The 22,603-nt window shown below is 68.3% G+C and carries 25 protein-coding genes; 13 read left to right on the top strand and 12 right to left on the bottom strand.

The features are described from left to right. Nucleotides 1-11: 11 nt before the first annotated feature. Both ACIBGM_RS24170 and ACIBGM_RS24175 read left to right on the top strand, forming a co-directional pair. Entirely contained in the window at nt 12-1,133 is a 1,122-nt protein-coding gene (locus ACIBGM_RS24170; RefSeq protein WP_360533518.1) for a CaiB/BaiF CoA-transferase family protein, read from the top strand. Nucleotides 1,134-1,156: 23 nt separating this feature from the next. Further along, entirely contained in the window at nt 1,157-2,299 is a 1,143-nt protein-coding gene (locus ACIBGM_RS24175; protein ID WP_360533521.1) for an acyl-CoA dehydrogenase family protein, read from the top strand. 227 nt (nt 2,300-2,526) lie between these two features. On the opposite strand, the gene ACIBGM_RS24180 is transcribed toward ACIBGM_RS24175, so the two are convergent. The 3 genes from ACIBGM_RS24180 to ACIBGM_RS24190 all read right to left on the bottom strand — a co-directional run bounded on the left by ACIBGM_RS24180 (nt 2,527) and on the right by ACIBGM_RS24190 (nt 4,307). After that, on the bottom strand, nt 2,527-3,258 hold the full coding sequence (locus ACIBGM_RS24180) for a GAF and ANTAR domain-containing protein (protein WP_360533524.1): 732 nt from the start codon (nt 3,256-3,258) through the stop codon (nt 2,527-2,529). Then, on the bottom strand, nt 3,245-4,027 hold the full coding sequence (locus ACIBGM_RS24185; RefSeq protein WP_396386834.1) for an ANTAR domain-containing protein: 783 nt from the start codon (nt 4,025-4,027) through the stop codon (nt 3,245-3,247). The genes ACIBGM_RS24180 and ACIBGM_RS24185 overlap by 14 nt, the downstream gene beginning before the upstream one ends. A gap of 151 nt (nt 4,028-4,178) precedes the next feature. Beyond that, nucleotides 4,179-4,307, bottom strand: a complete 129-nt coding sequence (locus tag ACIBGM_RS24190; protein WP_396386835.1) for a hypothetical protein — start codon at nt 4,305-4,307, stop codon at nt 4,179-4,181. Between the two features lie 152 nt (nt 4,308-4,459). Between ACIBGM_RS24190 and ACIBGM_RS24195 the strand changes: the two genes are divergently transcribed. The 4 genes from ACIBGM_RS24195 (at nt 4,460) to ACIBGM_RS24210 (ending at nt 6,387) form a co-directional block, all read left to right on the top strand. Then, nucleotides 4,460-5,056, top strand: a complete 597-nt coding sequence (locus ACIBGM_RS24195; protein ID WP_360533533.1) for a sulfite oxidase-like oxidoreductase — start codon at nt 4,460-4,462, stop codon at nt 5,054-5,056. After that, entirely contained in the window at nt 5,026-5,778 is a 753-nt protein-coding gene (locus ACIBGM_RS24200; protein WP_360533536.1) for a ferredoxin reductase, read from the top strand. The genes ACIBGM_RS24195 and ACIBGM_RS24200 overlap by 31 nt, the downstream gene beginning before the upstream one ends. 76 nt (nt 5,779-5,854) lie before the next feature. Beyond that, nucleotides 5,855-6,121 carry a DUF6510 family protein gene (locus ACIBGM_RS24205; RefSeq protein WP_360533539.1) on the top strand — a complete coding sequence of 89 codons (267 nt, stop codon included), beginning with the start codon at nt 5,855-5,857 and terminating at the stop codon, nt 6,119-6,121. Next, the gene (locus ACIBGM_RS24210) at nt 6,118-6,387 is read left to right on the top strand and encodes an acylphosphatase (RefSeq protein ID WP_360533542.1); all 270 of its coding nucleotides are present in this window, start codon (nt 6,118-6,120) and stop codon (nt 6,385-6,387) included. The genes ACIBGM_RS24205 and ACIBGM_RS24210 overlap by 4 nt, the downstream gene beginning before the upstream one ends. Here the strand turns inward: ACIBGM_RS24210 and ACIBGM_RS24215 are convergent. Then, nucleotides 6,377-7,366 carry a helix-turn-helix domain-containing protein gene (locus tag ACIBGM_RS24215; RefSeq protein ID WP_360533545.1) on the bottom strand — a complete coding sequence of 330 codons (990 nt, stop codon included), beginning with the start codon at nt 7,364-7,366 and terminating at the stop codon, nt 6,377-6,379. The two genes, ACIBGM_RS24210 and ACIBGM_RS24215, sit on opposite strands and share 11 nt — an antisense overlap. A 159-nt stretch (nt 7,367-7,525) precedes the next feature. Between ACIBGM_RS24215 and ACIBGM_RS24220 the strand changes: the two genes are divergently transcribed. After that, on the top strand, nt 7,526-8,266 hold the full coding sequence (locus tag ACIBGM_RS24220) for a peptidoglycan-binding domain-containing protein (protein WP_360533548.1): 741 nt from the start codon (nt 7,526-7,528) through the stop codon (nt 8,264-8,266). Nucleotides 8,267-8,313: 47 nt separating this feature from the next. On the opposite strand, the gene ACIBGM_RS24225 is transcribed toward ACIBGM_RS24220, so the two are convergent. Next, nucleotides 8,314-9,054, bottom strand: coding sequence for a MerR family transcriptional regulator (locus ACIBGM_RS24225; RefSeq protein WP_360533551.1), 741 nt, complete (start codon nt 9,052-9,054; stop codon nt 8,314-8,316). Between the two features lie 62 nt (nt 9,055-9,116). Between ACIBGM_RS24225 and ACIBGM_RS24230 the strand changes: the two genes are divergently transcribed. The 6 genes from ACIBGM_RS24230 (at nt 9,117) to ACIBGM_RS24255 (ending at nt 16,708) form a co-directional block, all read left to right on the top strand. Then, the gene (locus tag ACIBGM_RS24230) at nt 9,117-10,337 is read left to right on the top strand and encodes an acetyl-CoA C-acetyltransferase (RefSeq protein ID WP_360533554.1); all 1,221 of its coding nucleotides are present in this window, start codon (nt 9,117-9,119) and stop codon (nt 10,335-10,337) included. Beyond that, nucleotides 10,334-12,472, top strand: a complete 2,139-nt coding sequence (locus tag ACIBGM_RS24235) for a 3-hydroxyacyl-CoA dehydrogenase NAD-binding domain-containing protein (protein WP_396386836.1) — start codon at nt 10,334-10,336, stop codon at nt 12,470-12,472. The genes ACIBGM_RS24230 and ACIBGM_RS24235 overlap by 4 nt, the downstream gene beginning before the upstream one ends. 264 nt (nt 12,473-12,736) lie before the next feature. After that, nucleotides 12,737-14,023: a sugar ABC transporter substrate-binding protein gene (locus ACIBGM_RS24240; protein WP_360533560.1), complete on the top strand. Its 1,287-nt coding sequence runs from the start codon at nt 12,737-12,739 to the stop codon at nt 14,021-14,023. After that, a complete protein-coding gene (locus ACIBGM_RS24245) occupies nt 14,020-14,979 on the top strand; it encodes a sugar ABC transporter permease (RefSeq protein WP_360533563.1) in 960 nt (319 codons plus the stop codon). Before ACIBGM_RS24240 ends, ACIBGM_RS24245 begins: the two co-directional genes overlap by 4 nt. Next, on the top strand, nt 14,979-15,863 hold the full coding sequence (locus ACIBGM_RS24250; RefSeq protein WP_360533566.1) for a carbohydrate ABC transporter permease: 885 nt from the start codon (nt 14,979-14,981) through the stop codon (nt 15,861-15,863). The genes ACIBGM_RS24245 and ACIBGM_RS24250 overlap by 1 nt, the downstream gene beginning before the upstream one ends. A gap of 350 nt (nt 15,864-16,213) precedes the next feature. After that, nucleotides 16,214-16,708, top strand: a complete 495-nt coding sequence (locus ACIBGM_RS24255) for a DUF1269 domain-containing protein (protein WP_396386837.1) — start codon at nt 16,214-16,216, stop codon at nt 16,706-16,708. Here the strand turns inward: ACIBGM_RS24255 and ACIBGM_RS24260 are convergent. From ACIBGM_RS24260 to ACIBGM_RS24290, 7 genes are all read right to left on the bottom strand, one after another. Then, complete coding sequence (locus ACIBGM_RS24260) at nt 16,705-17,286, bottom strand: hypothetical protein (RefSeq protein ID WP_396386838.1); 582 nt, start codon at nt 17,284-17,286, stop codon at nt 16,705-16,707. The genes ACIBGM_RS24255 and ACIBGM_RS24260 overlap by 4 nt on opposite strands. Before the next feature lie 326 nt (nt 17,287-17,612). Further along, nucleotides 17,613-18,197 carry a class I SAM-dependent methyltransferase gene (locus tag ACIBGM_RS24265; protein WP_396386839.1) on the bottom strand — a complete coding sequence of 195 codons (585 nt, stop codon included), beginning with the start codon at nt 18,195-18,197 and terminating at the stop codon, nt 17,613-17,615. A gap of 207 nt (nt 18,198-18,404) precedes the next feature. Then, entirely contained in the window at nt 18,405-18,776 is a 372-nt protein-coding gene (locus ACIBGM_RS24270) for a YybH family protein (protein ID WP_396387063.1), read from the bottom strand. 94 nt (nt 18,777-18,870) lie between these two features. Next, complete coding sequence (locus ACIBGM_RS24275) at nt 18,871-19,722, bottom strand: ABC transporter permease (RefSeq protein WP_396386840.1); 852 nt, start codon at nt 19,720-19,722, stop codon at nt 18,871-18,873. Beyond that, complete coding sequence (locus tag ACIBGM_RS24280) at nt 19,719-20,531, bottom strand: ABC transporter permease (RefSeq protein WP_396386841.1); 813 nt, start codon at nt 20,529-20,531, stop codon at nt 19,719-19,721. Before ACIBGM_RS24280 ends, ACIBGM_RS24275 begins: the two co-directional genes overlap by 4 nt. Beyond that, nucleotides 20,528-21,538 carry an ATP-binding cassette domain-containing protein gene (locus ACIBGM_RS24285; protein WP_360533586.1) on the bottom strand — a complete coding sequence of 337 codons (1,011 nt, stop codon included), beginning with the start codon at nt 21,536-21,538 and terminating at the stop codon, nt 20,528-20,530. The genes ACIBGM_RS24280 and ACIBGM_RS24285 overlap by 4 nt, the downstream gene beginning before the upstream one ends. A gap of 448 nt (nt 21,539-21,986) precedes the next feature. Beyond that, nucleotides 21,987-22,517 (bottom strand): YbhB/YbcL family Raf kinase inhibitor-like protein, encoded by a 531-nt coding sequence (locus ACIBGM_RS24290; protein WP_360533589.1) that lies wholly within the window; start codon nt 22,515-22,517, stop codon nt 21,987-21,989. Between the last annotated feature and the right edge of the window lie 86 nt (nt 22,518-22,603).

Genomic DNA, 22,603 nt, shown 5'->3' on the forward strand with positions numbered 1-22,603 from the left:
CAATAGGCGGCATGGGTCCACTCGAAGGGGTCAAGGTCGTCGAGCTGGCCGGGATCGGTCCCGGGCCGTTCGCCTGCATGGTGCTGGCCGAGCTCGGCGCCGACGTGCTCCGGATCGACCGGCCCGGCGGCGGCCTGTCCTTCGGGCCGCCTGAGCTCGACCTGGTCAACCGCGGTCGCCGCAGCGTGGCCCTGGACCTGAAGAACCCGGCGGCGATCGACGTCGTACGACGCCTCGTCGCGCAGGCCGACGTACTCGTCGAGGGGTTCCGGCCCGGGGTCGCCGAGCGGCTCGGGCTCGGGCCCGACGACCTGCTCGCGATCAATCCGAAGCTCGTCTACGGACGCATGACCGGCTGGGGTCAGGACGGGCCGCTCGCGCAGACCGCCGGGCACGACATCGACTACATCGCGCTGTCGGGCGCGCTGCACCTGATCGGTCGTGCGGGCGGCCCGCCGCAGGTGCCATCCAACGTGCTCGGCGACTTCGCCGGCGGCTCGCTCTACCTGGTCGTCGGCGTGCTCGCCGCCCTGCACGAGGCGCAGCGGAGCGGCAGTGGTCAGACTGTCGACGCGTCGATCGTCGACGGTTCCGCGCACCTGACCACGATGATGCTCGGCGCGCTGGCGGCCGGGTCGTGGCGGCAGGAACGCGGCACGAACCTGCTCGACACCGGCGCGCCGTTCTACGACGTGTACGAGACCTCGGACGGCAAGCATGTCGCTGTCGGAGCGATCGAGCAGCCGTTCTACGACGAGCTGATCGCCACGCTCGGCATCGCCGTACCGGACCGCAACGACCCGGCGAACTGGCCCGAGCTCCGCAAGGTCCTGACCGAGACCTTCCTCCAGCGCACCCAGGCCGAGTGGACGGCGGTCTTCGACGGCTCGGACGCCTGTGTCGCGCCGGTCCTCGCGCTCGCCGGCGAGCATCCGCACCTCGTTGCCCGCGGCACCTTCGTCGAGCAGGACGGCGTCCGCCAGCCCGCTCCGGCGCCACGGTTCTCCCGTACGCCGACCAGCCTCGGGCGACCGCCCGCGGCCGCCGGGAGCCACACCCGCGAGGCCTTGGCCGACTGGGGTGTCACCGACATCGACGACCTGCTGGACTCCGGCGCCGCCGTCCAGAACTGATCAGAGCCTGAGAGGAACCACCTGTGGAACGCCAGCTCTTCGACGCCGATCACGACGCCTTCCGGGAGACTGCCCGGGCCTTCTGCGACAAGGAGATCGTGCCGCACCACGACGCCTGGGAGGAGGCCGGCATCGTCCCGCGCGAGCTGTGGACCGCCGCCGGCCACGCGGGCCTGCTCGGCTTCATGATGCCGGAGGAGTACGGCGGTGGCGGCGCCCGCGACTTCCGTTTCAACGCCGTGGTGATCGAGGAGCTGACCAGGGCCCGGGCGAGCGGGGTGGGGTTTGCGATCCACACCGACATCAACTCGGCGTACCTGCTGGACTACGCGACCGACGAGCAGAAGGCGCGCTGGCTGCCCGGGTTCTGCTCCGGTGAGACCATCACGGCGATCGCGATGACCGAGCCGGGCGCCGGGAGCGACCTGCAGGGCATCCAGACCACAGCCCGGCGTGACGGCGACCACTACGTGCTGAACGGGCAGAAGACGTTCATCTCGAACGGCATCCTCGCCGACCTCGTGATCGTGGTCGCGAAGACCGACCCGGCGGCGGGCGCCCAGGGCATCTCGCTGCTGGTCGTCGAGCGCGGGATGCCCGGGTTCGAGCGCGGCCGCAACCTGGACAAGATCGGGCTGAAGGCACAGGACACCGCGGAACTGTTCTTCGACAACGTCCGGGTCCCGGTCGCGAACCTGCTCGGCGAGGAGGGCAAGGGCTTCGTCTACCTGATGGAGAAGCTTCCGCAGGAACGGCTCGCGATCGCGGTCGTCGCGGCCGCGGCCTGCGAGAACCTGCTCGCGCGAACGCTCGAGTACGTGAAGGAGCGGAAGGCGTTCGGCCGCCCGATCGGCTCGTTCCAGAACAGCCGCTTCGTGCTCGCCGAGCTGGCCACCGAGACCCAGATCGCCCGCGTCTTCGTCGACCGCTGCATCCAGGAGCTGACTGCCGGCACCCTGACGGTGGCCGAGGCCGCGATGGCCAAGTGGTGGACCACCGAGCTGCAGAAGAAGGTCGCCGACCGCTGCCTGCAGCTGTACGGCGGCTACGGCTTCATGACCGAGTACCCGATCGCCAAGGCCTACCTCGACACCCGCATCCAGACCATCTACGGCGGCACCACGGAGATCATGAAGGAGATCATCGGCCGCACAATGGGCATCTGAGCCGCGGCAGACCCGCCGTACTGCCCGGGCCTGGCGCAGAACGGCGGGGTTCTGCGCCTCGTTCCGTCAGTCGTGCGGCGGGCGTCCGCACGCTGACCTCCCTGCGCCGCGCGACCCCTCCGACGTGCGGCACCGTCGGCTGCCGGGGTCTGGGGCAGGCCTGAACAGGCTCGCTCAGAGTAACCCTCAGACCGGGCGAACGCCAGATCTGTCGCACTCCGTAAACATCAGGTGCCTGGCGTGTCCGGAGCGGACAACGAGATGCGGCCGTCGACGACGTCCTGGGCAACCTCGGTCAGGCGACGGTTGTGGTCCCGCGCGTATCTGCGGAGTGTTGCGAAGGCTGCATCGATGCCAATACCGAGGCTGTGGGTGAGGTACCCCTTGGCCTGCTCGATCAGGATCCGGCTGTTCAGGGCGGTCTGCAGCTGCTCGGTGACGACCTCCTGACGGAACATGGCGCGTTGGTGAACGATCCCGATGCTCGCCGCATCCGCCAGTGCCCGGGCGAGCGCGAGCGTGTCCGGGTCCAGCGGTCCCGCGTCGTCGCCGAACAGGTTCACGGCGCCCAGCACGACGTCGCGCAGGCGCATCGGCACCGCATGTACTGACCGGTAGCCGGCCCGGATCGCCGCCGCGGTGAACCGCGGCCAGCGCGGGTCGTCGTCGCGCAGGTCGGCGCGCTGCACAGGCTCTCCGGTGGCGAACGTGTCCAGGCATGGCCCTTCGGAGTTCTGCAGCTGGCTCAGCTCCACCAGCCGGGCCTGCTCGCTGGACGCCGCGACCAGGTTCAGCGCGCCGTGGTGGTCGACCAGCAGGATGCCGCAGGCGGTCACACCGAGGAGCTCGCTGCAACGCCCCGCGAGCCGGTCCAGGAAGTCGATGATGTCGAAGTCGTCGACGAGGGTGTCGGTCAGCTCGATGAACACCTCCCGCACCCGCCGGTCAGTCGCGCCCATCGCTCCTCCTCATATTCGTTCCGTCGTCGGGATCGCTCGCCAGGCGCAGCCGCCCGGCCATGACGTCAGCGGCGATCAGGTGCAACGGATCCCCTTGGCTGTAAGCGTGCGCCCGCAGTCGTGCGAGCGCATCGGTGACGGTGATTTTCTGTTGCGCCGCGACCATTCCGGCCGCCTGGTGGACCTCAGCCCGGCGGGTGACGAACGCGGTGTCGATGACCGCGTGCAGGTCCGCGCTGAGGCCGCGCTGTTCGTCCAGAGCTAGGACGAACAGCGCGTCAGCGAAGACCAGCGCATCCTGGAGCTCGTCGGGTCGCAGCGGTTCTGCCTGGCGCCGGTACACGTTCAGTACGCCGAGCCTGGCAGCGCCTGCGCCGACCAGGAAGGCGAACACGCCGCACACGTCCCGCTCGGCAGCGACAGGTGCGAAAGCCGGCCAGCGCCAGCCTGCCTCGGCGCCGCTCAGATCGGCGTACAGGACCGGCGCGCCGGCCACGACGGCGTCGCAGCCCGGCCCTTCCCCCAGGGTCGACTGCAGCTCGTCGAGCTCGCCGATCAGGGGTCCGGTGGCGAGCACCGGCTCCAACCCGCCGCCGTCACGGATCATGGACAATCCGGCGCCCGTCGCAGACAGAACCTGGGCGCAGGCAAGTACTGCGTGCTGCAGCGACGGCGATGCCTTCTCACGCTCGGCAACGGCGTCGATCGCCGCCCAGATCCGGGCCTTGCGGTCTTGGTCCACCCACTCCGTCCAGAATGTTGCCGCCACCGGGCGGATACGGATACTCCACCCTAGCGGCCCGACCGCTGAAACCCCGCTCATCCGCACGCAGGACCACACCCAGGACTCTCGCTGCGATCCGTTCACACCCCGTTTCGAACCACAGCCCGATAGGTCCGGTACCCAGAGGCCGACATCGTCACTCGTCGTCGGCCGCCTCCTCAGCCGGCACCGGCTCCGGGTCGGGCTCGGGCGGCCGGCGCCTCCTGATTTCCGGCTCCCGCGACTTCGGCTCGTGCACCGGTCGCAGCGCGAACCACTCACTCATCAGGGGACGCCTCCCGGGCTGCTTCCGTCGAGGGAGCCGCCAGGGGCCGGGGCAGCGACGGCAAGGAGCAGTCTATGCAAGTCGGGCCCGGGACGGGCCGAATCCGGCGTGGCCGTGATTGACTGCGCTGTAGGCGAAGAGGGGAGGTCGTGATGGGGATCGTTTCGGAGGGATTCGCCGGACGACGGCGGGGTGGAGCGCAGGTTCCGCCGGGGCAGTACCTGACCGAGGACTTTCCGGTGCTGTCGGCCGGGCCGACGCCGCACATCCTGACCGAGCACTGGGAGTTCACGGTCACGACCGAGTCGGGCGAGAAGCACCGCTGGGACTGGGCCGGGCTGCTCGGGCTGCCGGCCGAGGAGATCACGAAGGACATCCACTGCGTGACCAGGTGGTCCAAGCTCGAGACGGCCTGGAAGGGCGTCTCGCTCGACACCCTGCTGGCCGACGTCGAGACCGGGGCCGACTTCGCGCTCGCGCACAGCTACGGCGGCTACACCACCAACCTGCCGCTCGAGGACCTGCTCGACGGCCAGGCCTGGATCGCCTACGAGTACGACGGTGACCCGCTGCCGGCCGAGCACGGCGGCCCGGCCCGGCTGCTCGTACCGCACCTGTACTTCTGGAAGAGCGCCAAGTGGGTCCGCGGGCTGGTCCTGTCCGACACCGAGGACCTCGGTTTCTGGGAGACCGCCGGCTACCACGAGTACGGAGATCCATGGAAAGAACAGCGATACGCCGGCGACTGACCTGGCAGGTTGCCACGGTCACAGAGGTACGGCGGGAGACCGAGTCGGCTCGCACGCTGGTCCTCGACGTACCGGACTGGCCCGGACACCAGGCCGGGCAGCACCTCGACGTCCGGCTGACCGCGCCGGACGGGTACCGCGCCTCCCGGTCGTACTCGATCGGGTCTGCGTGGGCCGGTGGCACGATCGAGTTGACCGTCGAGGTGGTGCCGGACGGCGAGGTCTCGCCGTACCTGGTCGAGGTCGTGAAGCCCGGCGACCAGCTGGAGATCCGTGGACCGGTCGGCGGCTGGTTCGTGTGGAAGCCGGAGCAGGAAGGGCCGGTGCAGCTGATCGGCGGGGGATCGGGGATCGTCCCGCTGATGGCGATCCTGCGCGCCCACGCCGCCGCGGCCAGTACGGCGCCGGTCCGCCTGATCTACTCGGTGCGGCGTCCTGGCTCGGTGATCTACGTGGACGACCTGAAACACCATGCCGCGGCGGACCACGTCCATGTGAGTCTCGTCTACACGCGGGAGGCGCCGGAGGGTGAGCCGCGGGTCGGGCGGATCGACGCCCAGGTGATCGAGCGGCTCGCGTTCACGCCGGCCGAGAACCCGACAACCTACGTCTGCGGGCCGACGCCGTTCGTGGAGGCGGCCGCGGACCTGCTGGTCGCGGCCGGCCACGATCCGGCCCGAGTGCGAACCGAACGTTTCGGACCGACAGGAGGCTCATCGTGAAGGAGCGAAGCGAGTTCACCATCAAGCACAGTGTGCCCGGTGCCTCATCGGCGCCCGCAGCGAAGCGAGGACGACGATGAGTGAGGCGACCCACCTTGACGGCAATGCGGCTGCCGGCGCCATGAGTCAGCTGTTCGCGGTCGACATCACCGCCGCGATCGCCCGCTGTGCCGGCTGCGGCCAGACCGGCGTGTTCGCCGACACCAGGCTGTACGTCGACGCGCCCGGACTCGTCGCCCGCTGCACCGGCTGCGACAGCGTGCTGCTGCGCGTCGTGACCACCCCGACCGACACCTACCTCGACCTGCGCGGCCTCACGTACCTCAAGGTGCCGAACGAGTGATCTGCCGTCGGGTCGTCGTCCACGGACGCGTCCAGGGCGTGTTCTTCCGCGACTCCTGCCGCCGCGAAGCCCGCTCGGCAGGAGTCGCCGGCTGGGTCCGCAACCGGCCCGACGGCACTGTCGAGGCGCTGTTCGAGGGCCCCGAGGACGCCGTCCGGCGAATGATCGACTGGTCCGCCCACGGCCCGCCGTACGCCACCGTCAACCACATCGACGTAACCGAAGAACCACCCAGCGGCCGAACGACCTTCGACATCACCTTATGAACCCCCGGAGCAGCGCCGCGCCGAGTGGCGTGATCGCGTGCCGCACGAACCGTCCGTCGCGGGTCGTCACGATGATCCCGGCCTCCCGCAGTACGGCGGTGTGGTGCGTCACGGCACCCGGGGTCACGTCGAGAGCCGCGGCCAGTTCGCTGCTGCTCGCGCCGTCGGCGATGCGCCACAGCATCTCGGCCCGGGTCCGGCCCAGCAGCGAGCCCAGGCGCCGGTCGGCGTGTCCACAGGTGTGCCACGCGTCGACCGGATGCTCGATCGGGTAGACGACGACCGGCGGCAGCTTCTTGTCGGAGAGCGCGACCGGCTTGCCCCAGCAGAAGTACGACGGCACGAACGTCACGCCGCGACCGTCCAGCCGGATGTCGACCTCACACGGATAGGGCAGTTGCAGGACGTTCGCATCCCAGACCGCGTCCGGACCGAGCGACGCGAACAGCCCCTCGGCGCCGTTCGCCGTGATCGCCTGGGAGCGAACGGCCCGGTCCGCCGCAACAGCTTGTTCGACCTGGGCCAGGTGGGGCACGATCGCAGCGCGGTAGTAGGCGGCGAGCATCGTCCCGAGTGAACTCATCGCGTGGCGTTCGGACCGCGCGATCCGGCTCATCCACGGCGGCATCGGCCGGCCGCCGTACCGGCAGACCTTCTCCAGTTCGGCGGTGAGCCTTGGCCGCGGGGTGGACAGTACGGCGTCCATCCCGGACTCGAAGCCGTCGCGGGACTCGGCCGGGGTGAGGAAGTCCGGGAAGTACCGCTGCCGCGGGGCGATCGACGAGAGCACATGGACGAGGTTGCGCTGCCGCCGATCGGTGAGCCGCCGGCGCGTCGCCCGCAACCACCCGTCGAACACCAGCGCCCCAGACCTGGTCTGCAGCCGCTGCAGACTCAACACGGTCTCCCACAGTGGGTCGACACCGGGTGCGATCCGGACGCGACCGAGATCGCCCGCAGAGAAATGGACGCGCAGCATCTCGACCCCCGAGTGACTTGCCGACCATGGCGTGCAGCGATCGTACGACGCCGTACCCCCGCGGCCAACGGTTACTTCAAACAGGGTTGAAGTCTGCGTCGCGGCGCGCCGGAACTGCCTACGGTCTGCGGAAACAGTGACCGGCGAAGGGAAGAACCAATGGCGACAAAGGCGTACCGCGACTGGGTTGCAGCGGGGAAACCGTGGAAGAAGGCCACACCGATCGCGGAGCTGGAGGCGCTCGCGCGCAAGCATGGCGTGAAGGTGCTCGGCACTCTTGGAGACAAGGGTCATCTGACCGATGCGACCCCTGAGGACCACACGCCGTTCACGATCGATGCGTGGCCGGGCAAGCTGCCCGGGTACGTCGTGACGGCGATCGACCTGCAGAATGCCCCCGGCCTGGGCGCCCGGCTACTCGCCGACGCGAAGGCGGGCAAGGCGCCGTGGGTCAAGTACCTGAACTTCGGCGGCAAGCAGTTCTCGGCCCGCCGGGACTGGCGGGAGCGATCGCACTCCGACCAGCACCTGCACGTCTCGATCCGGTCGGACTGGTGCAGCCGTTCGATCGGGTCCTACAACCCGTTCTCCGGAACCGGCGTGATCGGGCCTCAGCCCGGCGGCGGGAAGCTCGTGGTCGACGGCCAACTCGGCCCGAAGACGTACGCCGCGCTGCAGACAGCGCTCAACAAGCACGGATCCGGCCTGGCGGTGGACGGCAAGTTCGGTCCGCAGACGAAGAAGGCGCTGCAGAAGTACCTCGGCGTCACTCCGGACGGCGGGATCGGTCCGATCACCGTCAAGGCGTTGCAGGCGAAGGTCGGCGCCGGCGTCGACGGAACCTGGGGCAGCGCAACCACCCGCAAACTCCAGGAAGCCCTCAACGCGGGCAAGTTCTGACCCACCCGGCCGGAGCCCTCGCACGAGGTGCTCCGGCCGCGTGGTACTCAACGCCTTGGTGGTTTGGTGCCCGTGCGCCTGATGGTGTCTCGTTGGGTTTCGCCGACGGCTCGTTCGTAGGCCAGGACCAGGCCTTGGATGGTGACGGGTTTGAAGCGTTCGACGAGTTGCTGGATGTGTTCCGGGGGGCCGCCGGAGTCGCGGTAGTGGGGCCAGACCTTCGTCCGGAAGACCTCGGTCAGCTCCTCGGCGATCGCGCGGCCGTGCTCGGTGAAGATCCGGCCGGCTGCCTGCACCGCCTCGACCGGCAGGTCCAGGTCGAGCAGTTCGACCCCGAGACTCAGGTGCGCGGTCGCGACCTGGAACACGTCCTCGTCGGGCGTCGGCTCGACCACGCCGAGCGCGACCAGCATCTCGATGTCGTCGTCGGTGAGCTCGCGGCCGGTACGCCGTACCAAGGTCGCCCGGTCGAGCGTCTCCGGCAGGTCACGCATCCACGGGGTCAGCAGCGTCCGGTGCAGCGCGATGTCCTGCGGCGTCGCGTCGGCCGGGATCCGGTCCAGGTAGCCCTCGATCGCCGACAGCGTGAACCCGTGCGCCTGCAACTCCCGCACCAGGTCGAGCCGCGCGATGTGCTCCGGACCGTAGTACCCGACCCGCCCACGCCGGATCGGCGGCGGGATCAACCCACGCCCGGCGTAGAACCGCAACGTCCGTACCGTCATTCCGACCCGCGTCGACAACTCGTCGACGGTCAGGGTCGCTTCGTCCCCCGCGACTTCCGACATGGCGGAGATCATAACGACCCCTACTTGACCATCGTGACACCATAACTGTCACAATCTGGAGCATGACCAGTCAAGCGTTCCTGTACGACGCGATCCGGACTCCGCGTGGCAAGGGCAAACCGACCGGCGCGCTGTACGAGGTCAAGCCGATCCAGCTGATCACCGGCCTGCTGCACGAGTTGCGGAATCGGCATCCGGACCTCGACCCGGCCGCGATCGACGACGTCGTCCTCGGCGTCGTCACGCCGATCGGCGACCAGGGCATGGACATCGCTCGTACGGCGGTGCTCGCGGCCGGCTACCCGGAGACGACCGGCGGCGTGCAGCTCAACCGCTTCTGCGCGTCCGGCCTGGAGGCGGTCAATCAAGCGGCTCAGCGAGTGCGCTCCGGCTGGGAGGACTTCATCCTGGCCGGCGGCGTCGAGTCGATGTCACGCGTCCCGATGGCCTCCGACGGCGGCGCCTGGGCGATGGACCCCGAGACCGCGCTGCAGACGAACTTCATCCCGCAGGGCATCAGCGCGGACCTAATCGCGACCCTGGACGGCTTCTCCCGCACCGACGTCGACGCGTACGCCGCTGAGTCGCACGCACGGGCCGCCAAGGCCTGGGCCAACGGCTACTTCGCCCGCTCGGTCGTCCCGGTCAGCGACCGCAACGGACTGCAGATCCTCGACCACGACCAACTGGTCCGTCCTGGTACGACGGTCGAGAGGCTGGCCGGCCTGCGTCCGTCGTTCGCGGCCATCGGCGAGCACGGCGGCTTCGACGCGGTCGCGCTGGAGAAGTACGTGACGGTGGAGCGAATCGAGCACGTCCACCACGCGGGCAACTCGTCCGGCATCGTGGACGGCGCCGCCCTGGTTGCCATCGGCAATGAGCAGGCCGGCGAGGCGCTCGGCCAGGCGCCGCGCGGCCGGGTCGTCGCGACCGGGGTCAGCGGGGCCGACCCGACCATCATGCTGACCGGTCCGGCGCCGGCGGCCCGCAAGGCGCTGGCCAAGGCGGGGCTCGCGGTCGGCGACATCGACCTGTTCGAGATGAACGAGGCGTTCGCGGCCGCCGTACTGCACTTCATGAAGGATCTCGGCGTACCGCACGAGAAGGTGAACGTGAACGGCGGCGCGATCGCGCTCGGCCACCCGCTCGGCGCCACCGGCGCGATGCTGGTCGGAACCCTGCTGGACGAGTTGGAGCGGCGTGAGCTCCGGTACGGCCTGGCCACCCTGTGCGTCGGCGGCGGCATGGGCGTCGCAACCATCATCGAGAGGCTCGCGGCATGATCTCCTGGAACAACGCCGAAGGTGTCGTCACGCTGACGATCGACGACCCGTCGGCCTCGGCGAACACGATGAACGAGGCCTACGTCGCCGCGATGGGGGAGACCGTCGACCGGCTGCGCGGCGAGAAGGACACACTCAAGGGTGTCGTGATCACCAGCGCCAAGCCGACCTTCTTTGCCGGCGGCAACCTGCAGATGCTGTCGAAGATCCAGCCGGAGAACGCGGCCGAGGTTTTCGAGACCATCGAAGAGGTCAAGCGGCAGTTGCGATTGCTGGAGACCCTCGGCGTCCCGGTGGTTGCCGCGATCAACGGCAGCGCGCTCGGCGGCGGGCTCGAGATCGCACTCGCCTGCCACCACCGCATCGTTGCCGACGACAACCGGATCGAGCTCGGCGTCCCCGAGGTGACGCTCGGTCTGCTGCCCGGTGGCGGCGGCGTGACCCGCACGGTCCGGATGCTCGGCCTGCAGGACGCGCTGATGAAGGTCCTGCTGCAGGGCCAGCGGATGAAGCCCGCGCATGCCCTCAAGGTCGGGATCGTCGACGAGGTCGTCCCGGCCGACGACTTGCTCGAGGCGGCCTACCGGTGGATCGCGTCGTACGACGGCGACGCCAAGCAGCCCTGGGATCGCGACGGATACAAGATCCCCGGCGGCACACCGGCCTCGCCGAAGCTGGCCGCGTTCCTGCCGGCCTTCCCGGCGAACCTGCGCAAGGAGCTGAAGGGCGCGCCGTACCCGGCGCCGCGGGCGATCATGAGCGCCGCGGTCGAGGGCAGCCAGGTCGACTTCGACACCGCCTCGCGGATCGAGTCCCGGTACTTCGTGTCGCTGGCGACCGGGCAGATCGCGAAGAACATGATCCAGGCGTTCTTCTTCGACCTGCAGTCGATCAACGCCGGCGCCTCGCGGCCGGACGGCGTACCGAAGTACTCGGCCCGCAAGGTCGGGGTGCTCGGCGCGGGCATGATGGGCGCCGGGATCGCGTACGTGTGCGCGAAGGCCGGGATCGAGGTGGTCCTGAAGGACGTCTCGCTCGAGGCGGCCGCTCGCGGCAAGGAGTACTCCGAGAAGCTGCTCGCCAAGCAGGTGCAGAAGGGCCGGAAGACCGCGGGCGAGGTGGAGGAGTTCCTCAGCCTGATCACGCCGACCGCGGACCCGAACGACCTGGCCGGCTGCGACGTGGTGATCGAGGCCGTGTTCGAGAGCGAGGAGCTCAAGCAGAAGGTCTTCGCCGAGATCGCCGGCGTGGTCGAGCCGGACGCGTTGCTCTGCTCGAACACGTCGACGCTGCCGATCACCTCGCTGGCCGGCGGGATCGACCGGCCGGGCGACTTCATCGGCATGCACTTCTTCTCGCCGGTCGACCGGATGCCGCTGGTCGAGCTGATCGTGGGGGAGAAGACCTCGGACCGGGCCATCGCCAAGGCCTACGACGTGGTTCGGCAGATCAAGAAGACGCCGATCGTGGTCAACGACAGCCGGGGCTTCTTCACCTCGCGGGTGTTCGGCACCCTGGTGATGGAGGGCGCCGCGATGGTTGCCGAAGGCGTCGACCCGGTGACGATCGAGCGGGCCGCGACCCAGATGGGCTTCCCCGCGCCGCCGCTGGCAATGCTGGACGAGGTCACGCTGACGCTGCCGCAGAAGATCCGCGACGCGGCCCTCGCGGCCGGCGACAGCGCGGGCGCGTTCGACGACCATCCGGGGATGGCCGTGACGGATCGGCTGGTCAACGAGTTCGACCGGCGCGGGAAGGCGGCCGGCGCCGGGTTCTACGACTACCCGGCCGATGGACCGAAGCGGTTGTGGCGGGGTCTGTGGGAGCACTTCGACCGGGCGCGGGACGCCGTACCGATGGTCGACCTGCAGGAACGGATGACGTTCGCGATGTCGCTGGAGACGATCAAGTGTCTCGACGAGGGCGTACTACGCTCCGTCGCTGACGCCAACATCGGCTCGATCTTCGGCATCGGGTTCCCGCCGCTGTACGGTGGCGCGTTGCAGTACGTCAACGCGTACGGTCTGCCGGCCTTCGTCGAGCGGGCCCGCGAGCTCGCGGCGTCGTACGGCGATCGGTTCGAGCCGCCGGCGCTGCTGGTCCGCAAGGCCGAGGCGGGCGAGACGTTCGGCTGATCCTCAAGAACTCGATTCAACAAACTCGCACAAACAAGAGCGTGTCCGGTCTTGCGCCGGACGCGCTTTTGAGCGATGGTGCTGGCACTTCTCCAACGATTCACCTGGCGAGGGAAAGGCGCCGCCGGTCCGGGTTTCCGTACCCGAACCGTCATCTGCCAAGCTCTGTTGCGATCGGTCGGTGGAGTTGTAGCGTGTGCGAAACCGGAGATGCTTAACACCGTTAAGTAACTCTCTGCAGCTCTCCTGGAAGGTGGTTTGTGCATGCCTGCTCACGTTCCGAACGCCGGTCTGACCCGGCGGGACCTGCTGAAGCGAACCGGCGGCCTGGCCGCGCTGGCCGCGTTCACCGCCGCGTGCGGGAGCAATACCGGCAGGCCGTCCGGCGGCGGGGGAGACGCCGGCGGAGCCAAGGTCACTCTGTCGCAGTGGTACCACCAGTACGGCGAGACCGGCACGAAGGAAGCAGCGCTCAAGTACGCCAAGGCGTACACCGACGCGAACGTCGCCGTGCAGTGGACCCCGGGTGACTACGGCAGCAAGCTGTCGTCCGGCCTGCTGTCCAACAAGGGACCGGACGTCTTCGAGAGCCAGCTCAACATCGGCATGGTGAAGAGCAACCAGGTGGTGGCGCTGGACGACATCATCGCCGACGTCAAGGACGACTTCCAGCCGGGCGACCTGGCCACCAACACCGTCGACGGCAAGGTCTACGGCATCCGGATGATCGTCGACCCGCAGGTCATCTACTACCGCAAGAGCCTGCTGGACAAGGCCGGAATCAAGCCGCCGGAGACCGTCGACGACCTGATCGCCGCGGCCAAGGAACTCACCACGAACAAGATGAAGGGCATCTTCGTCGGCAACGACGGCGGTCTCGCGATGGGCGGGCCGGCCCTCTGGTCGTCCGGTGGCGACCGCCTGACCGAGGACCACAAGCCCGGATTCACCGACGCCCGCGCCGCCCAGGCCTTCGGGAAGCTGCACCAGTTGTACGCCGACAAGAGCGTGCTGCTCGGTGCGCCGACGGACTGGTGGGACCCGGGAGCGATCAACCAGGGCCTGGTCGCGATGCAGTGGATCGGTATGTGGGCGGTGCCGGGGATGCAGAAGGCGCTCGGCGACGACCTCGGCGTGATCCCGTTCCCGAAGCTCGACGCGCAGGGTCAGCCGGCCGTGTACTCCGGCGGCTGGACGCAGTTCGTCTCCGCGAAGAGCCCGAACATCGACGCCGCCAAGAAGTACGTCAAGTGGCTGTGGATCGACAAGGAGGACTTCCAGGAGGACTGGTCGCTCAACTACGGCTTCCACATCCCGCCGCGCAAGAGTCTCGCCGCCAAGGCCTCCAAGCTGCAGAGCGGCGTCGCGGCCGAGACGGTCAAGCTCACCCAGGACCACGGTCACACCGACGACCCGGCCTGGACGCCGAAGATGAACACGGCGTTCAACGACATGCTCACCAACATCATCCGGAAGGGAGCCGACCCCGCCGCCGAGATCGCCAAAGCCGAGAAGACCGTCAACACCGAGCTGACGCGGCTGTTCGGATGACCAGTACCGTTCCCGCGAAGACGGAGCGCCCCGCTGCCACTGGTGAGCAGCGGGGCCGGCGGCGGAAGCAGGGGATCGCAGGCAACACCCGCTGGTTCTGGGTCTTCGTCGGGCCCTTCTTCCTCGGCCTGCTGGTCTTCTCGTACCTGCCGATCATCTGGAGCCTGGTCCTCAGCTTCTTCGAGGCCTACAACACGGTCACGCCCTCGAAGTTCGTCGGGCTGCAGAACTACATCGACATGCTGACCGACCAGGCGTTCCTGTCCAGCCTGGGCACGTTCACGGTCTTCGCGGTGTTCATCGTGCCGCTGACGTTCGTGCTGTCACTGGGGCTGGCGCTGCTGGTCAACCAGGTGAACGTGGCGCGGGCGTTCTTCCGGTCGGTGTTCTTCCTGCCGACCGCCTGCTCGTACGTGGTCGCCTCGCTGATCTGGCGGTTGTCGATCTTCAACGGCGTCCGCTTCGGTCTCGCGAACACCGTGCTCGGCTGGTTCGGCATCGAGAACATCGCCTGGCTGTCCACGGTCGACCCGCCGTGGTACTGGATCCCGCTCATCACCGTCCGGCTCTGGCTGCAGCTCGGGTTCTACATGATCCTGTTCATCGCCGGGTTGCAGCGGATCTCGCCGACGCTCTACGAGGCGGCGTACGTCGACGGCGCCCGGCCGGGATGGCAGGTGTTCCGGTACATCACATTGCCGCAGCTGCGGACGACGTCGGTCGCCGTACTGATCCTGAACCTGATCGCGGCGTATCAGGCGTTCGACGAGTTCTACAACCTCGTCGGCAACGTGAACTTCGCCCGGCCGCCGCTGGTCTATCTCTACGGCATCTCGCTCGGGTCCATCCAGGACCTCGGCCACGGCTCGGCCGGCGCGCTGATCCTGGCGGTGATCATCATGCTCGTCACGCTGCTGCAGAACAGGATCTTCGGATTCGGGAAGGCGAGTGACTGATGGCCGTCACCGAGCGTACGACGGGAACCCCGCAGCCGATCGGCTTCAGCCGCAGCACCGCCGGCCGGGTCGGGCTGGCGCTCCGGTGGGTCGCGCTGGTCGTGGCGGTGGTGCTGTTCCTGCTGCCGTTCTACCTGATCCTGCGCAACGCGCTGGCCACCGAAGCCGACATCACCGCGCCGGACTGGACGCTGTTCCCGCGTGAACTGCAGTGGGGCAACATCAGCGAACTGTTCAACGACACCGAGGTGCCGATGGCGCGCTCGCTGTACAACTCCGCCGTCGTCGGCATCGTCGGCACGGCCGGACAGTTGCTGCTGGCATCAATGGCCGGCTACGGCCTGGCCCGGATCCCGTACCGGCACGCCGACAAGGTGTTCTACGCGATCGTCGCCACGCTGATGATCCCGGCCGCGGTCACGTTCATCCCCAGCTTCATCGTGGTGTCGTCGCTGGGCTGGGTCAGCTCACTGCGCGGGCTGATCATTCCTACGCTGTTCAGTGGGTTCGCGGCGTTCCTGTTCCGGCAGTACTTCCTGAACTTCCCACGGGAGTTGGAGGAGGCGGCGCGGGTGGACGGGGCCGGGCACTTCGGGGTGTTCTGGCGGATCGTCGTACCGAACTCCCTGCCGTTCTTCGCGGCGCTCGCTGCGATCACCTTCATCGGCAACTGGAACTCGTTCCTCTGGCCCCTGGTGATCGGCCAGGACTCCTCCTCCTGGACCGTCCAGGTTGCCATGTCCACCTTCGTCACCGCCCAAACCATCAACATCCACGAACTCTTCATGGCCGCGGCCGTCTCCATCCTGCCGCTGGTCCTGATCTTCCTGTTCCTGCAGCGCTACCTGATCCAAGGAGTAACCCAATCCGGCCTGAAAGACTGAAAGGACACCGCCTCCGACGGCGCCTGTTCTTTGGCCGACTTCGTCGACGCCGCGAGTCGTGCACACGCCTAGCCGCGTTCGGCGATCAACCGAGACCCCGGCGGGGAGTCCACCAGGCTCCCCGCCGGTCGGCCCCATCAGCACCGGAGCATCGAGGCGATCCGTCGTTCAGCCTGCGCGCCGATCGTGACGGGCAGTGGTTCGAGCTCTTCGCGAGCCAGTTCGAGACGTTGTGGGAGAGCGCCCGTACGTTGCCGCTCGTGTCAGCGGACCGAGGCGAGTAGGCCTCACCTGCAAGGGATGAGGTGAGGGCGGGGGTGGTCCGGGAGGGTGGGAGTTGGAGGTGGCGGATGGCGACGTTGACGGTGTGGAAGTTCGGTACGTGGAATGGGGCGAATCAGGCGATCGGCACTTTGGAGGGGTTGGCCAAGCAGGGGCTGATCAAGGTGCATGATGCCGCGTCGGTGTCGTGGCAGCCGGAGGCCAGGCGGCCGAAGACTCGGCAGGTGCGGAATCTGACCGGAGTCGGTGCGATCGGCGGCATGTTCTGGGGGATGTTGTTCGGGATGATCTTCCTGATGCCGTTCGCCGGTGCTGCGATCGGGGCCGCGTCAGGTGCGATCGCCGGATCGCTGGTCGACGTGGGGATCAGCGACGACTTCATCAAGTCGGTGCGCGATCAGGTCACACCTGGTACGTCGGCCCTGTTCCTGCTGTCGAGCGACGCCGTACAGGACAAGATCAGAGCCGCCTTCGCCGCCACCGGCCTCCAGATGCCACAACTCATCCAGTCGAACCTCACAGCCGAACAGGAAGCTGCCCTCCGCGAGATGTTCGCCGGTTAGGTCTCGCGCCAGGTTTCGGCGAATGCTAAGGCGGCGGAGCTGCCGAACCAGCCTTCGGGTTGGTGGATTTCGCCGCGGGCGGTGGTGCTGTTCACGCGGACGTCGGCTGCGGCGCATGGGCAGGCGACGGCGTACGTGTCGAAGCCGGTGAGTTGTGTTCGCACCTCGAAGCAGTCGAGTACGTCGCGCCACTCGAGCTCGATCGTGGTCGCAGCGGCGACGCCCGTGATCCGGTGGAACCGCTCGCCGCCGGAGACCTCGACGAACCGGGCCGGAACCGGCGGGCCGGTCTCGATCCCGCGTCCGCGGATCAGGTCGTAGTCGCGATAGAAGTGCTCCCAGACGTACCCGGCCAACTCCGGGTTGTCGGCGTACATCCCGACCGGCGCGTCGGACCCGAGTCCCGACCCGTCCGGATCGGTCCAGATCAACAGCGCCCGCCCTGCACCGACAGGCGAGTACCGCGCTGTCCACATGCTCACCAGTACGACGATGTCGTCGCTGCCCGGGCGATACAGAACGATCATCGGATTCTCGCCGGCGATCTTGATGCCGCGCTGAATGATGGGCTCGACCATCCTCGATGCTCCCACGGCGCGTGCAGCTGAAGTTGTGGGGATGGCAGAAGTTCCGGAACCGGGGTGGGAAGTTCCGCGACCGGGGGAGTCTCGGGCGAGGTTGGTCGGACACCGCTGCGCGGTGGCTGTCTTGTCGGCCGCCTCCGGCGGCGTCGCACACCGCAACCCGGGTCCGGCGGAGTGCGGAGGACACGGGGCGGGGCCTTGAACAGGGAGCGGTTGGCGAGCACGCGTAATTTCCGGTAGTTGCCCACTGCGGGGGTGTCAAGGTCTCGATTCGCGCCCACGCCGTCGCGGGACTGCTCGGTCAGCTCCGGGCCTCAGCGCTACGTCGTACGGCGGATTGTTGCTAGCCAGGCGGGGGCGGTGGTGGTGTGGGGGAGGTTGGCTCGGATTTCGGTTGGGGTGACTGTGATGACGGACCAGGCGGTGGTGAAGGGGGCCTCAAGAGCTGCCTGGGTGAGGGGGTGTGGGCCGCTGGTGGGGCCGGCGTCGCGGAAGCACAGGATGTAGAGGGTTGCGCCGGGCTGGGTGACTGCGGCCAGGCTTGCGACGTACTCCTGGCGCTCGTCGGCGTCGAAGGTGTGGAACAGGCCGCAGTCGAGGACCGTCTGGAAGCTGCGGCCCAAGCGGTCGAGGTGAAGGGCGTCGGCGTACGCGAACTCGGCCTTGAGCCCCCGCGCAGCGGCCTTCTCGCGGGCGAGGGCCAGCGCGGTCTCGGCGACGTCGATGCCCAGCACGGGCAGACCGAGGGATGCCACGTGCAGGGCGTTCTCGCCGGTCCCACAGCCGGCGTCGAGCACCGGGCCTGTGAAACGCGAAGCTGCCTGTGCGACGGCCGGCTGCGGGCCGCCGAAATCCCAAGCGGGCGGTCCGTCCTGGTACGACGCATCCCAAGGCTGCCCCGCCATCCGCTCATGACTCGTTGGCGGCCGTCCCTCATCGGCTGAGACCATCGCGATCGCCTCCCGCAGCCGATCCTGCCACGAGCCGGGCGACCACCACTTGCACCCGCAACGAGCTCGCCGCGGTCAGGCCGGTGGGGGCGACGCCTCGACGAAGGTTTGCCGATCGTGGGACCGGTGGGCGCTAAAGCCCCGACGAGGGTGCGGCCACCGTCAGGGGGTTGCGTCTACTACGGCGGTCCAGTCGTTGGGGTCGTGGGGGATTGAGATGTGTTCGTGGGTGATCAGCCAGTGGTTGTTGATGTGGCGTAGGCAGACGGTTGAGTGGACCCAGACTGCGAGTTCGAGGCCGTTGCGGCGGGTGCCGCTGTCCAGGTGGAGCATGTGGGCGAAGGCGACATCCCCGCTCACGGCGACGCGCTGGTCCTGGGTTTCCAGGCCGATCCCCCCGTCGTACTCGTCGAACCAGCGGACGAAGTTGCGCCGTACCTCGTCTGCGCCGATGAACTGCAGCGGCGCGATCACGTCGTAGTACACGATGTCGTCGGCGTACAGCGACATCAGCGCGTCGATGTCCTTCGGCAGGCCTCGACCCGCCGCTCCAGCAACTCGTCGATTGCCACGTCATAGCTCGTCTGTGTCATACCGGTACGACGAAGCAGTCGGCCAAACTGTGAGGCTAGCTCGACGCACTCGCGTACGAACGAACCCCGTGTCGCCAGAACAGACGCACCAGTACGACGGCCACGAGCGCCAACCCGACTCCGCCCGCAACCGGCGCCCACCCGATCCCACCGGCCACCGCCTGCACGGGGAACGTCGTTGCGAACGCCACCGGGAACGCGAACGTGAGAAACGCGCGCACCGCAGTCGGGAAGAACACCAGCGGATAGCGCCCCGCCTCGACCAGGTTCAGGAACACGAACCCGATCGGGCTCACCGACTGCAACCAGAACGCGAGGAAGGACATCGCACTCCACACGCAGACGAGCAGCACCAGGCCGGCCGCGGCGAGCACCACCGCCTGCAGGATGTCCACCGCGCTCGGCCCGGCGTCGGCCTGCACCAGGCCGACGACCAGCACAACGATGCCGCTGGCAACATTGCTCAGCTCCGCGACGTTGATCCACCGCAGCGTCAAGTAGAACTGGCTCGACACCGGCCGCAGCAGCACGCCGTCGAGCTCGCCCTCGGTGATGTACGACGTCATCCGGTTCAGGTTCGGGGCGACGAACGTCGCCAGCAGACCGGTCGCGATCTGGTACATCCCTACTAGCGCGATCACTTCGGCCCGCGACCAGCCGTGCACCTCGTCGGTGTATCCGTACAGCAAAAGGATCGGCACGGTCCCGAGCCCGAGCTGGACCAACCCGACCAGCAACGTGGTCAGGAAGTGCGCCCGGTAGTGCGTCTCGCGGACGATCGCCTGCGCGAGGAACCGCCGCCACAGCCGGAGGTGCCGCAATTGCACATGCAGCCAGGTGCGATCCAGCGGCCGCCGTTCGTCGGCGTGGGTACGGAGGTCGCTCATGCGCCGACCGCCGAGTACGCGCGGATCCCGACCGACCAGACGAGTCGAGCGAGTACGCCGAACACGACGACGTACCCGAGCTGAAGCCCCAACCCCACCAGGAGCTCCGCCCCGGACAACGACCCCACGACGATCTCGACCGGGAACGACACCGTGAACCGGAACGGCTGGTTGTCGACGAACCCACGCGACCAGTCCGGCATCAGCGCCAGCGGTACGACGGCGCCGGACAGGACGCCCGCGATGATCACCCGGGCCTGTGCGAGTGCGGTCACGTCGTCCATCCAGAACGCGAGCGACGCGATCAGGATGTCGATCGTGAACACCAGGATCGCCCCGAGCACCAGGCTGACCCCGAACAACGCCCAGTGGCCCGGGCCGGCCGGGATACTCATCGAGTCCTGGAAGATCCACCACAGCACGCCGATCATCGGGACCAGCGCGATCATCTTCAGGAACTTCTCCGACAGGTTGTTCGCGACGAACCCGATCAGCAGCGACGCCGGCCGCACCATCCAGCTGGACAGCTTGCCGAGCCGGATGTCGTTGGCGAGGAAGCCGGTCATCCACGAGGAGGTCGCCATCGTGACGAAGCTCAGCAGCACGAAGTACGTCGTGAGGTAGCTCTCGTCGACCGGGAGGCGGGCCCCGTTCGCGATCGCCGTACGCCAGATCAGCAACGAGATGATCGGCACGCAGATGTTGGCCGCCATGAAGATGACCCAGGCGCCGCGGTAGATGGACTGCTGCGCGATCTCGGCCGCGGTCATCCGGCGCAGTACCCGGAGGTTGCGGACCAGTGCGCTCACGACGGGTCCGCCAGCGTGCTGCGGCGCAGGAACAGGTCGCGCATGATCTCCTCGATGTCGGCGTCCGCGACGTCGAGGTCGACGAGCGGGCCAAGCCGCGTGAGCTGTTCCAGCACCTGGCCGGCGCGCTCGCGATCCACCTCGAGCTTGACCACCAGGCCGGAGCTCTCGACCGCAGTCACATCGTCCAGCGTTGCCAGCGGGCCGGCGTCGACCTCGTTCGCGTACGTCGCCCGGACGAGCTTGCGGGGTCGCGCCGTACGCACGAGATCGTCGAGACCGCCGTCGTACTGCAGGCGCCCGTGGTCGATGATCATCACCCGCGAGCAGAGCGCCTCGATGTCGTCCATGTCGTGGCTGGTGACGAGGATCGTCGTACCGCGAACTCGGTTCAGGTCCTCGAGGAACGTGCGGACCCGGGCCTTGGCGACGACGTCGAGCCCGATCGTCGGCTCGTCCAGGAACAGGATCTCCGGCCCGTGCACGAGCGCCGCCAGCAACTCGAGCTTCATCCGCTCACCGAGGGACGTCTTGCGAACCTGGACATTCAGCAGGTCCTGTACGTCGAGCAGCTCGGCGAGCTCGGCAACGTTCCGCTCGAACTCCGCCGCCGGCAGCCCGTACATGTCCCTGTGCAGCAGGAGGCTCTCCATGGCCGGAACGTCCCACCACAGCATCGTCTTCTGGCCCATGACGAGCGCGATCCGTCGCAGGTAGTCGTACTTCCGGTCCGACGGCCGGCAGCCGAGCACCTGCAACTCGCCGGACGTTGTGTAGAGCAACCCCGACAACATCTTCAGGGTCGTCGTCTTCCCCGCCCCGTTGGGCCCGAGCAGGCCGACGACTTCGCCCCGCTCGATGCTGAACGACACCGCGTCGACCGCGAGCCGCGTCTCGTACTTCCGCCGTACCAAACTCTTGATCGCCCCACCCAGCCCGGCGCCCTGCTGGTGGAACGTGTACGTCTTGGTGAGATCGCGCGCCGCGATCACCGGTTGATCACTCACGATGGGTGCACCGCCTTCGAGAGTCGGTTGCCTGCCGGACCGGGCAGCACCACCGCGCACAGCGCGGAAGTCTCCCGCGACGTGCGGCCACCACCCCGAACGTATGGCACCCCGGAAACCGCTGTCCACCCATTTGCATTGGCCCACGCGCCGCTACGCCTGCTCCTTCGTCGCGTGCTTCGCCACCGCTCCCACCCCACCCAACCTTCCCTGCGGGGCCTCGCGCCCAGCCGGGCTCCTTCGTCGCCGGCGTTCAACCGCCACGTGGTCGCGCCAGGAGGCGATCCGTCGTGAGCCGGTGCGCACCCGGGCCGGCCACCAGACTGAGCGTCGACGGGGACCTGCCTCGTCGGAGGTTCCCCGCTGGGTTCGTACAGCTGCTCGGGGCCTCGGACATCTGACTTGGTGTCCGAGGTCCCCGCATGGTGTCCGAAGGTCCGGCCAGGTACTACTCGGTTACCTGGTAGGTGGGGGTGATCAGGGCTCGGGCGAGGGTGTGGAAGGCGAGGTTGAAGCTGACTACGGCGGGGGTGGCGTCGGAGTCGACGTCTAAGGCCTCTACGTCGATGGCGTGGACGGCGAAGTAGTAGCGGTGGACCTGGTCGCCGGCGGGTGGGGCGGCGCCGCCGTAGTTCTTGGTGCCGAAGTCGTTGCGGACGTGGAAGGCGCCGTTGTCGAGGCGTTCGGTGGTGCCGGCGCCGGTGTCGAGGGAGGTGACGGTTGCGGGGAGGTTGACCAGGACCCAGTGCCAGAAGCCGGAGACGACAGGGGCGTCGGGGTCGAAGCAGGTGACGACGAACGCCTTGGTCTCCTCGGGGAACCCGGACCAGCTCAGCTGCGGCGAGGTGTTGCCGCCGGCGAAGGCGTGGTCGTCCGACAGCGGCTCGCCGTCGGCGACGTCGGTGCTGGTGACGGTGAAGGTGCCGGCCTTCGGGAGCAGTGCGTACGGGTCCGGTGCGACGGGGCGATCGAGCGACATCTGGGAGCCTCCGGGGTCTCGCGACGTGTGGTGATTCCGACATTACTGTCCACATCACACGGATTCGTCCAGGGGCACCCGGGTGG

Source organism: Kribbella sp. NPDC050470, from assembly GCF_044458365.1.
GTDB lineage: Bacteria > Actinomycetota > Actinomycetes > Propionibacteriales > Kribbellaceae > Kribbella.

Bases quoted from the DNA above. Each gene is read 5' to 3' on its own strand.
- ACIBGM_RS24170 (WP_360533518.1), top strand. From the start codon at position 12: ATGGGTCCACTCGAAGGGGTCAAGGTCGTCGAGCTGGCCGGGATCGGT.
- ACIBGM_RS24180 (WP_360533524.1), bottom strand. From the start codon at position 3,258: ATGGGCGCGACTGACCGGCGGGTGCGGGAGGTGTTCATCGAGCTGACC.
- ACIBGM_RS24190 (WP_396386835.1), bottom strand. From the start codon at position 4,307: ATGAGTGAGTGGTTCGCGCTGCGACCGGTGCACGAGCCGAAGTCGCGG.
- ACIBGM_RS24195 (WP_360533533.1), top strand. From the start codon at position 4,460: ATGGGGATCGTTTCGGAGGGATTCGCCGGACGACGGCGGGGTGGAGCG.
- ACIBGM_RS24200 (WP_360533536.1), top strand. From the start codon at position 5,026: ATGGAAAGAACAGCGATACGCCGGCGACTGACCTGGCAGGTTGCCACG.
- ACIBGM_RS24205 (WP_360533539.1), top strand. From the start codon at position 5,855: ATGAGTGAGGCGACCCACCTTGACGGCAATGCGGCTGCCGGCGCCATG.
- ACIBGM_RS24215 (WP_360533545.1), bottom strand. From the start codon at position 7,366: ATGCTGCGCGTCCATTTCTCTGCGGGCGATCTCGGTCGCGTCCGGATC.
- ACIBGM_RS24220 (WP_360533548.1), top strand. From the start codon at position 7,526: ATGGCGACAAAGGCGTACCGCGACTGGGTTGCAGCGGGGAAACCGTGG.
- ACIBGM_RS24225 (WP_360533551.1), bottom strand. From the start codon at position 9,054: ATGTCGGAAGTCGCGGGGGACGAAGCGACCCTGACCGTCGACGAGTTG.
- ACIBGM_RS24230 (WP_360533554.1), top strand. From the start codon at position 9,117: ATGACCAGTCAAGCGTTCCTGTACGACGCGATCCGGACTCCGCGTGGC.
- ACIBGM_RS24235 (WP_396386836.1), top strand. From the start codon at position 10,334: ATGATCTCCTGGAACAACGCCGAAGGTGTCGTCACGCTGACGATCGAC.
- ACIBGM_RS24240 (WP_360533560.1), top strand. From the start codon at position 12,737: ATGCCTGCTCACGTTCCGAACGCCGGTCTGACCCGGCGGGACCTGCTG.
- ACIBGM_RS24245 (WP_360533563.1), top strand. From the start codon at position 14,020: ATGACCAGTACCGTTCCCGCGAAGACGGAGCGCCCCGCTGCCACTGGT.
- ACIBGM_RS24250 (WP_360533566.1), top strand. From the start codon at position 14,979: ATGGCCGTCACCGAGCGTACGACGGGAACCCCGCAGCCGATCGGCTTC.
- ACIBGM_RS24255 (WP_396386837.1), top strand. From the start codon at position 16,214: ATGGCGACGTTGACGGTGTGGAAGTTCGGTACGTGGAATGGGGCGAAT.
- ACIBGM_RS24260 (WP_396386838.1), bottom strand. From the start codon at position 17,286: ATGGTCGAGCCCATCATTCAGCGCGGCATCAAGATCGCCGGCGAGAAT.
- ACIBGM_RS24265 (WP_396386839.1), bottom strand. From the start codon at position 18,197: ATGGCGGGGCAGCCTTGGGATGCGTCGTACCAGGACGGACCGCCCGCT.
- ACIBGM_RS24275 (WP_396386840.1), bottom strand. From the start codon at position 19,722: ATGAGCGACCTCCGTACCCACGCCGACGAACGGCGGCCGCTGGATCGC.
- ACIBGM_RS24290 (WP_360533589.1), bottom strand. From the start codon at position 22,517: ATGTCGCTCGATCGCCCCGTCGCACCGGACCCGTACGCACTGCTCCCG.